Origin of the sequence: Methylobacterium sp. WL18, assembly GCF_008040015.1 — a bacterium.
Taxonomy (GTDB): Bacteria; Pseudomonadota; Alphaproteobacteria; order Rhizobiales; family Beijerinckiaceae; genus Methylobacterium; species Methylobacterium mesophilicum.
Genome location: NZ_VRVD01000225.1, coordinates 1 through 7,208, shown reverse-complemented (window position 1 = coordinate 7,208; position 7,208 = coordinate 1). Strand labels below are relative to the sequence as shown.

Sequence of the window (7,208 nt, the reverse complement as noted above, 5' to 3'; positions counted from 1 at the left end):
GAGCCGGCGCCCGGCGAGGCGATCCGGGCGCTGCCGCGCTCGCTGCCCGGGGCGGACCTGCAGGTGATCGACCTGTGGCCCGGTGAGCCTCCGGGGGGTGGCAGCGGGCCCGATCCGGATGGATACCGCTATGTCGAGGGCCGGTCGGGCGACGTCACCCGGGTGGCCAAGCCATGCCTGCTGGCGATGCGGCCGGCCAATCCCAACGGTGCGGCGATCATCGTGGCGGCCGGCGGCGGCTACCAGTTCATCGCGCTCGGCAACGAGGGCGTGCCGGTCGGGCGCGTCCTCAACGCAGCGGGGATCACAGTCTTCCTGCTGGTCTATCGTCTGCCCGCGGAGGGCTGGGGCGCAGGCCCAGACGCACCGCGGCAGGACGCGCAGCGGGCGCTGCGGCTGGTGCGGGCGCGGGGCTCGGAATACGGGATCGACCCCGCCCGGGTCGGCGTACTGGGCTTTTCCGCGGGCGGCCACCTGATGGGCGAGACCGCGGTCGGCACCGCCAGCGACCTCTACACCCCGGTGGACGAGGCCGACGCGCAGCCGGTGCGCCCGGTCCTGGCCGGGCTGATCTATCCTGTCATCACCATGGGCAAGCCGTTCGACGGCACCGCGACGCGACGGATCCTGGTCGGCGACGAGGTCACCCCGCTCGAGATGAAGACCTACTCGGTGGACCTCCAGGTCGGGCCGCAGACGCCCCCGACCTTCCTGGTCCAGGCGATCGACGACCCGGTGGCGGTGGCCGACCATCCGCTGCTGATGTTCGCGGCCTTGCGGAGGGCGCGGGTGCCAGCCGAGTTGCACCTGTTCGAGCGCGGTGGGCACGGATTCGGGCTCGGCGCCCCGGGCACGCCGGCCGCCGCCTGGCCCGGCCTGTTCCTGGCCTGGATCCGGCTGCACGGCTTCCTGAACCGGTGAGCCGAGGATCAGTCCGCGCGCAGCCGGGGAAGCTTGGCGACCTTGGGGCGGTTGGTGCGGAACTGGCCGCGCTCCACCGCCACGAACACCACGATGACGATGGCGACGATGCTGAGCCACCAGATCGCCGTGAGGCCGACACCCAGGCAGGCGACCGTGAAGGCGGCGGAGAAGCACCCCATCGCTCCCGGGATCAGGGCCGGGATGTCCCGGCCGGCCCGGCGGATCGAGGCGTAGAGCGCGAAGGCGGCGGCCAGCGCACCCACGATCCCGAGTTCGTACCAGAACTCGAACAGGGCCGTGGTCGGCGCGTTCAGCGGCAGCATGCCGACTAGGCGCCCGCGCAGCGCCGTCTCGAAGCCGTGGCCGGTGATCAGCCGCACCGGATCGGTGGTCACCACCTTCTGCCAGCTCTTCAATGACAGCACTGCAGGCGAGAGCGGCCCGAACAACACCGCGCCGATCGGCCGGGCGAGGAACGGCAGTAGCGGCGCTACGGCGAGCAGCGCGGCCGACAGGGTCGCGGTCAGCATCACGCCGAGCTTGGGGCGGTAGCTCGTCACCGCGAAGGCCAGCGCGCCGACCGCCAGGGCGGCGATCTGGGTGGCGTCCGGCTGGACCGTCAGCGCCAGGGCGACCAGCAGGGCGAGTCCGAGCGCCTCGCGGTCGCGCCGCCGGGACCGCAGCCAGGCGAGCCCCGGCCAGACCAGCAGGATCAGCAGGATCAGGCCGCGGTCGAGTGCCCCGTCGTCGTCGATGCCGGGCGGCGCCATGTGCGCCCCGAACAGCCCCAGCACGATCGCCACGATCGCGCCCGCGACGAGCCCGAGCGGCAGCAGGTAGAGATTGGCCGAGCGCATCCGGTCCGGCAGGGCGAAATAGCCGAGCAGCGCCAACCCGATCGTCGCAGCGAGGTTGGCCAGACGCTCCACGGCCGGGCCGAGGAACGGCGTCCAGGTCAGCGACAGCACCGACCACAGCACCACCAGCATGCCGGCCAGGAAGGCCGGCGCCGTGAGCAGCCGGGACACGCCCGGCCGGACCGGCCGCTGGCGCCGGTCGATCGCGCTGGCGATGATCAGCAGCACCACGGCGATCGGCGCCAGGATCACGGTGGCGCGGCGGGCGACCTGCGCCAGCACCGGCAGGATGACGAACAGGCCGAAGAAGCCGACGCGCCGCAGCAGGGCGGCGGCGTCGAGCGCCGGATCGATCGTGGGGGAGTTCGACGCCCGCGGCATCTTGCGCCTTCTCTCGGACCGAGACGGCCGGATCACGCTCGATACGCAAGCTCCGCGCAAGCCGCTGTAGACCCTGAGCAACACTCCCGGGTCAGCGCGCTGCGCCGGTGGCGGCTCAAGCCGTCCGGGTCGCAGTCCGCGGACGCCGCCGGACGAACCGCAGGCCGACATCCGAGAGCACGCGCCAGCCGCCCCAGGCGGCCAGGAACCCGATCAGGCCGGCGGCGAGGCCGTCCGCATTGGTCGGCACAGCCGGGCTGAAATCCTGGTAGGCGGCCTGCGCCACCGGCACGTCGGGGTCGCGCAGCATCGCCACCACCTTGCCGAGCGGGCTCGTCGCCGAGGCGAGGGCCTGCTGCTGGGCGCTCAGCCGGGCGAGCCGGGCGATGTCGGACTGGGCGGCCTCGCCGCGCCGGGCCACCAGCTGATCGGGGTTGGTGCGCAGCCGGTCGACCGCGCCGTCGCGGGTGGTGCCGGAGGCCTGCGCGTCCGATTCGAGCACCGCCACCTGGCGGCGCAGCTCGTCCACCGCGCCGCCGAGGCGCTGCGCATATTGCTGCGCGAATTCGGGGGCCTGGGCGGCGATCACCCCGCCGAGCAGGCCGAGGGCGAGGCCGAGAGTGCGGAACACGCGGAACACGTCAGACCCTCCGGGTCGGAGACAGGGCACGGCACAGAGAGCATGGCTGCGGCCGAGAATCTAACGATCTGGCAGCGAAAAAATCAGGCCGGCAGGGTCAGAAGGCCGGCCTGGCCGTCGGCGCAGCCGAACAGCACGCGGTTGCCGCGCGCGTCCCAGGCGAGCGCCGTGATCCCGCTGCCCGGCACGGCGCGCCGCACCAGCAGCTCGGAGGCGTCGGTGAAGCGCACCAGCAGGATGCAGCCATCCTCGTAGCCCACCGCCAGGACCGGCGCCTTTGGGTGGAACGCGACCCGCGTGACCCGGGCGGGGCGGACACCGCATTCCCGCGGCGCCTTGCCCGTGGGGCCTTCCTTCGAATCGAACGGCCAGACGATCGCGGCCTCGGCGCCTCCGGTGGCGAGCCAGTGCCCATCGGAGGACCAGGACACGGAGCGGACCTTGCCGGGATAGCCCGACATCCGCATGTGGCCGCGATCCGGCTGCAGGCGCCAGCCGTGCAGCGCGTTCTCCTGCATGGTCGAGACCACGAAGCGGCCGTCCGGAGACCACGTGACGTCGATATGCGACCCCTTCCAGGTCACGACCTCGGCGGGCGTCTCGAGATTCGGAAACCAGAGGCTGACGCCGTTGTAGTGGGCGACGCCGAGCCGGTAGCCCTTCGGGGCGAAGACCAGCCCCCGGGCCGTCGAGGGCGCCGTGAAGCTGCGCTCCCGGCCCTTGGCGTCCCGGGCCACCACCGCACGACCGGCCGACCAGGCCACGGCACCGTCCGGATGGAGCGCGAGGGCGTCGATCCAGGCACCGCCCTTGGCCGCGCCGAGCTCCTGCACGGCGCCTCCGGCCCGGATCTCGACGACCCGGCCGTCGTCGCCGCCGGTGACCAGGCGGTCGCCGCTCCCGGCCGCGACCAGGATCCCGCTGTCGGGATGGGCGGCGATCCGGGTCACCGCGTCCCCCTGCAGGAGGACCACGGTGCCGTCGCCGAGCGCCAGGGCCGGGGCATCCTTCAGGAACTGCGCCGCGACCACGTGGGCGCCCGCCTCGAGCGGCGCGACGTGGTCGGTGAGGGAGGGATGGCTGACGGAATCGCTCATGGAGACTCGACCTTCGTGGTCCTCTGGCCGGCGCGCAGGACCAGGAACGCGGTGATCAGCGCGAGCACCCCAGAGACCGCCGCCGGCGCGATCAGGGCGTAGAGGGCGAACGCATCGTAGGCCAGCGCCCCCAGGAAGGCGCCCAGCAGCAGGGACAACCAGACCAGCCCGTCGCCGATCCATCCGAACGGGTCGCCCGTGCGGGTCAGCGCCCGGGCGATCTTCTGGCCCAGGCTGAACAGGGCGCCGGTGACGAAGGTAGTTCCGGCCCGAAAGCCCTGCACCTGCGCCAGCACGGCGTTCTGCGTCCCCATGGCGACCGCCACGAAGAACGCGGCGAGGCCCAGCTCGGGGGAGGCGAGGCCCAAGGCCAGGCCGCCGAGGATCAGAAGGGATTCGTAGGCCAGCACCACCGGGGTGGTCCAGCGCGACGGCACCAGGATCGCCAGGCCGCTGCCCAGGACCGAGCCGGTGAGAAAGGCCACGAGCAGGATCGCCGGCAGCAGCATCTTGTGCAGCTTCGCCTCGGCGCCGAAGACCGCCAACTGCGTGGTGTTGCCGCTCATGAACGAGGTGTAGAGGCCGCCGAGCCGCACGAAGCCCAGCGCGTCGACGTATCCGGCGAGGCCCGTGAGGAGCAGGCCGGTGCCCAACTGCCAGGAGCGGTTCACGGATCAGCCCTCCCGCGGCATCCCGGTAACGCCCCATTAACCATTTCGGCCGCTCCGTTCATCTGCGCAGGGGCGGGGTTAACGGGCCGTGCACCAAGTCCGGGCAATTCGATGCAATCACGGCGAACGCCGGGGCGCAGGGGCCCGTTGCTCCTTCGATCCGGCACGGGGCTCCAGCGCCCCCGCCGGGTGAGTGGGAGTTGCGTCATGATGCCGTTCGTCGCCACCTTCGCCTGCCCGTCCATGCCCGCCCTCGATTCGGCTGCCGCCACCATCCTGGTGGTCGAGGACGAGCCGACCGTCTGCGAGCTGGCGGCCGAAGCGCTTCTCGAAGAAGGGTATCGGGTGCTCACCGCCGCGGACGCCTGGGAGGCCGAAGCGATCCTGGCACGGGAGAGCGTGGATATGCTCTTCACCGATATCGACCTGGCCCGCAACACGAACGGCCTCGCACTCGCACGCCGGGCCCGCAGCTTCTGCCCCGACCTGCCCGTCATCTACACGTCCGGCGGGCGGGCCTGCCTGTCACCCGCCGACGCCGTCTCCGAGTCAGTGTTCGTCCCGAAGCCGTACCGTCCCAGCCAGCTCGTGGCGCTCACGAACGACATCCTGCGCGCTGCGCACCATCCCCATCACGCCTGACCCCGACCTCCAAAGGATTCCCGCCATGCGGCCCCCTCTGTTCGCGACCGGTCTCGCCCTCGCCCTCTCGGCCGCCGCCGTGCCGGCCCGGGCCGCGTGCGACGTGAAGGGCGCCCAGATCGAAGAGGGGATCGCCGCCAAGAAGGAATTGCGCGAGGACGCCAACGCCCAGACGGTGCGCGACCTGCGCACGCTGCGCGACGCGGCGATCGTGCTGGAGACCTACAAGTTCCCCGGTGAGTGCGAGGTGCTGCTCGGCATCGCCAAGTCTCTGCTCTCCAACCCCGACAAGACGATCGTGCAGGGCGGCAACACCGACGAGGACGAGGCCGAGAGCCTGGTCGAGGCCCGTGAGCCCAAAGCGAAGATCCCGGCGGACGAGAAGGCGCCGGCTCCGAAGACGGCCCCGAAGGCAAATTGAGGCCGGGGGGACACCCCGCGCAACAGCTATCGACGTTCCCCCTCCGACGACTCACCTCGTCCTGACGTGTGAGCGCAGCGGGCACCTCAGCATGAGGGCGCGGGTAGGATTTAGCGCGGCTGCCCGGGCGGATTCGGTATATCGGTCAGCAACAGCGCTTTGACCAAACCTCCTACCGTTCCTCCGCAGCGCTCGCCCCGGCCTTGGCCCGGGCCAGAGCGCGGCCGAGCTTGGCGGCGATCTGCGCGCGCAGGATGTCGGCCATCTCGATGTCTACCAGGCGCCAGCTGAAGCCGCGCAGACGGAGTCGGATACGGTTGCGCTCGGCCCGGGGGCCCTCGGGCGGGACCGGAATGACCACGGCCCGGAACCCGCGCATCTCCAGGGCGGCGTAATAGGGCAGGAGCCGTCCGGCATTCCGGATCGCCAGACCCTCCGGCTTCAGGCTGGCGGGACGCTCGATGTCGAGCTTGTCGGGCCAGCCGTTATCGAGCAGGTCCAGCACCGTCTCGGGCGTGACCAGGGTCTCGGCCAGCGCCAGCGCCAAGCCGTACGCGACGTCGTTGAGGCGTTGCCGGTCGCGGGGCTCCAGGTCCAGGTCCGTGTCGGAAGCGGTGCGCACCGCCGCCGTGATCTGGCGGACCAGGGACAGCCGGAGGGTCCGGAAGTTCACGTGGCCTTCGATGTAGGCCACGTCGTGCCGGCGCACGGCCTGGGCCAGGTCGTAGAGCGACCAGAGCGGGCTCACCGTGAAGGCGAGCCACGCCAGCGCCAGCGCCAACGGGATCGCGAGCCAGCGCACCACCCTACCATCCCCCCCGGGACGTCACGGCTGCGCCGGCGCGGTCGCACCGGTCCCGGCCGCCCAGCCGTCGAGCCCGGAGAAGGCCGCGACCACACCCTCGTAGACCGGGCGCTTGAACGGCACGATCAGGTTCGGCAGCTCGGAGAACCGCGCCCAGCGCCACGCGTCGAACTCGGCCTTGTGGGCGCCGCCGCCGGGGGTCAGCACGTCGATCACGTCCTCGCTGCCGAGGAAGCCGTAGGCGAACCACTTCTGGGTCTGGCCGCGATAGCGCCCCTTCCAGGCCTGCTTCATCACCGCCGGGGGCAGGTCGTAGGTGAGCCAGTCCGGGATCTCACCGAGCAGGCGGATCGCGTCGGGCGGCACGTTGGTTTCCTCGTAGAGTTCCCGGCGGGCTGCCGTCTCGGGATCCTCGCCGGGATCGATACCGCCCTGCGGCATCTGCCACATGTACGGGCCGGCGACGTGCTCCGGCCCGGCATCCTTGGTCCGGCGCCCGACGAAGACGCCGCCCGAAGGCGCGATCAGCGCGACGCCCACGCAGGGGCGGTAGGGCAGCGCGGCGCCCGAGTCGGAATCTGTGGTCATCGCGGGCGACCATAGGTCAGGCGCAAGTCGCGCGGCAACGGCGGCGGCGGCGAAAGCGCGGCCGGGACTCCGTCAATTCGCCGTGCTGACCCGCTTCTCCACCGCCCCGCGCAGCGCCACGCTCGCCGGCACCAGACGGATGCCGCGGGTGTCGAGGTCCCGGGCCCAGCGCGCGATCCGGT

At 72.0% G+C, this 7,208-nt stretch carries 9 protein-coding genes; 3 read left to right on the top strand and 6 right to left on the bottom strand.

Annotated elements, in window-relative coordinates; all coding sequences use genetic code 11:
- The coding region (locus tag FV228_RS16250) for an alpha/beta hydrolase (protein WP_147855574.1) at window positions 1–921 on the top strand (921 nt) is incomplete at its 5' end.
- Between the two features lie 8 nt (window positions 922–929).
- Here the strand turns inward: FV228_RS16250 and FV228_RS16245 are convergent.
- From FV228_RS16245 to FV228_RS16230, 4 genes are all read right to left on the bottom strand, one after another.
- On the bottom strand, window positions 930–2,162 hold the full coding sequence (locus tag FV228_RS16245) for a peptide ABC transporter permease (RefSeq protein WP_147855573.1): 1,233 nt from the start codon (window positions 2,160–2,162) through the stop codon (window positions 930–932).
- Window positions 2,163–2,277: 115 nt separating this feature from the next.
- On the bottom strand, window positions 2,278–2,802 hold the full coding sequence (locus tag FV228_RS16240) for a DUF2937 family protein (RefSeq protein ID WP_147855572.1): 525 nt from the start codon (window positions 2,800–2,802) through the stop codon (window positions 2,278–2,280).
- An 83-nt stretch (window positions 2,803–2,885) separates the two neighbouring features.
- A complete protein-coding gene (locus FV228_RS16235; protein ID WP_147855571.1) occupies window positions 2,886–3,899 on the bottom strand; it encodes a WD40 repeat domain-containing protein in 1,014 nt (337 codons plus the stop codon).
- Entirely contained in the window at window positions 3,896–4,570 is a 675-nt protein-coding gene (locus FV228_RS16230; protein ID WP_147855570.1) for a YoaK family protein, read from the bottom strand. The genes FV228_RS16235 and FV228_RS16230 overlap by 4 nt, the downstream gene beginning before the upstream one ends.
- Before the next feature lie 210 nt (window positions 4,571–4,780).
- On the opposite strand from FV228_RS16230, the gene FV228_RS16225 reads away from it, so the two are divergent.
- Both FV228_RS16225 and FV228_RS16220 read left to right on the top strand, forming a co-directional pair.
- On the top strand, window positions 4,781–5,212 hold the full coding sequence (locus FV228_RS16225) for a response regulator (protein WP_238259588.1): 432 nt from the start codon (window positions 4,781–4,783) through the stop codon (window positions 5,210–5,212).
- Window positions 5,213–5,237: 25 nt separating this feature from the next.
- Window positions 5,238–5,633: a photosystem reaction center subunit H gene (locus FV228_RS16220; RefSeq protein WP_147855569.1), complete on the top strand. Its 396-nt coding sequence runs from the start codon at window positions 5,238–5,240 to the stop codon at window positions 5,631–5,633.
- 172 nt (window positions 5,634–5,805) lie between these two features.
- On the opposite strand, the gene FV228_RS16215 is transcribed toward FV228_RS16220, so the two are convergent.
- Entirely contained in the window at window positions 5,806–6,435 is a 630-nt protein-coding gene (locus tag FV228_RS16215) for a DUF2939 domain-containing protein (RefSeq protein ID WP_147855575.1), read from the bottom strand.
- 24 nt (window positions 6,436–6,459) lie between these two features.
- Complete coding sequence (locus FV228_RS16210; RefSeq protein WP_147855568.1) at window positions 6,460–7,026, bottom strand: RNA pyrophosphohydrolase; 567 nt, start codon at window positions 7,024–7,026, stop codon at window positions 6,460–6,462.
- Window positions 7,027–7,208: the final 182 nt, after the last annotated feature.